3 protein-coding genes are annotated in these 1,462 nt (G+C 62.2%); all 3 read right to left on the bottom strand.

All coding sequences use genetic code 11. The features are described from left to right. A partial coding sequence (locus EN893_RS33745; RefSeq protein WP_164901371.1) for a DoxX family protein occupies positions 1 to 329 on the bottom strand: 329 nt, incomplete at its 3' end. A 62-nt stretch (positions 330 to 391) separates the two neighbouring features. Next, a complete protein-coding gene (locus EN893_RS33740; RefSeq protein WP_127269912.1) occupies positions 392 to 850 on the bottom strand; it encodes a carboxymuconolactone decarboxylase family protein in 459 nt (152 codons plus the stop codon). Between the two features lie 42 nt (positions 851 to 892). Next, complete coding sequence (locus EN893_RS33735) at positions 893 to 1,396, bottom strand: Rrf2 family transcriptional regulator (protein WP_024501511.1); 504 nt, start codon at positions 1,394 to 1,396, stop codon at positions 893 to 895. Positions 1,397 to 1,462: the final 66 nt, after the last annotated feature.

Here is a 1,462-nt window from a genome sequence, read left to right as displayed (position 1 = left end):
TTGCCGACGAAGCCATTGATGCGGGACGCACGATCCGGGCCCTGATGGTCCCAAAAATTGTGGAACATCGGCGTGGCAACGATCAGGAACACCAGCAGCACCGCGGCCGCGAGTGCCGTCCACAATCCTGCGATGACCAGCACGCCGGCGGCGATCTGAAGCACGATGCCGAGCCACAGCGCCAATCTTGCCTGCGGCACGCCGCGCGCAGCCATCATCTGGGTCAGGAAGGCCGCGTTCTGGATGTTGCGCAGGCCGGCGAAGACGAAGGCGCCGCCGAGCAACAGGCGAGCGAGAAACAACAAGGTTGAAGGCAAATCGGCAGGCATCAAACGCTCCCTTGGAAAGTGGAGCGCCGTCTTTCGACGGCGCTCCCAACATAAATGGACAATCAGGCGGCCTTGGCCGCCGGCATCGGGTGAATGGCCTGGAACGGAATGCACAGCCGGTTCCAGGTGTTGATCATGCCGAGCGCAACGGACAGCTTGACCAATTCCTCTTCCGAGAAATGCTCGAGCGTCTTTGCATAGAGCTCGTCCGGCACGCCATTGTTGGCGATCAGGGTGACGGCCTCGGTCCAGGCCAAGGCGGCGCGTTCGCGCTCGGAAAACAGCGGCGATTCCTTCCAGGCTGAAACCAGGTAGAGCCGCTGCTCGGTCTCGCCGTCGCGCCTCGCCTCGCGGCTATGCATCTCGACGCAGTACGAGCAGCCATTGATCTGCGACGCTCTGAGTTTGATCAGGTGCAGCAGGCTCACCTCGAGCCCGCATTCGTCCACCGCCTTGTTGAGCGCCGACACGGCCTTCATGATCTCCGGCGCCTTGGCGAAAAATTGCAGCCTCTGTTTCATCTTCTTGTCCTTTCAAATCTGCCTGGGTTTGGGTCGGCGGGGTTAACTGGATTTCTGCGGCCGCTGGTGGCGCTCGACGAAGGCGCAGCTCGCGGCAAGTGACCTGGGATCGCCTTCTGCCGCATAGGTGGCCACGATATCGGACAGCTTGGTCTCGGCGAGCGCGGCGCGATAGGCGCGCTCGGCCTTCAGCATCGCCGCGTTGATGCCGCAGGGTTTGACATAGGCTGAAGCATCGAGCTTCACCGGACCGCGCTGGCGTATCTCGCCGCAACGGAAGGCCGGCTCGCGGCCCTCGACGGCCAGCACGATGTCGAGCAGCGTGATGCGCTCGGCCGGCCGCGCCAGCCGATAGCCACCGGCAGGCCCGGGCACCGATTCCAGGATGCGCGCGGCGCTCAGCATGTTGAGATGCTTCAGCAGATAGCTAGGCGACAGGCCAAAGGCCTCGGCGAGAGCAGCGCCAGGCATGGTGCTGTTCCCCTCCACACTCGCCAGCGTGGCAGCGCAATGGATGGCTGCCTCAACGCCCTCGCCCAGTTTCATTGGATCGGCTCCTTTATCATGGATATATATTATCGTGGATAATTCTTATCTGCAATAGGAAAATGC

This window comes from Mesorhizobium sp. M7A.F.Ca.CA.004.04.2.1 (assembly GCF_004022825.1).
Taxonomy (GTDB): Bacteria; Pseudomonadota; Alphaproteobacteria; order Rhizobiales; family Rhizobiaceae; genus Mesorhizobium.
Note: the sequence above shows the minus strand (reverse complement) of the source record. Positions and strands in the feature narration are given on the sequence as shown.

Coding starts and splice junctions, on each gene's coding strand:
- EN893_RS33740 (WP_127269912.1), bottom strand. CDS start 850: ATGAAACAGAGGCTGCAATTTTTCGCCAAGGCGCCGGAGATCATGAAG.
- EN893_RS33735 (WP_024501511.1), bottom strand. CDS start 1,396: ATGAAACTGGGCGAGGGCGTTGAGGCAGCCATCCATTGCGCTGCCACG.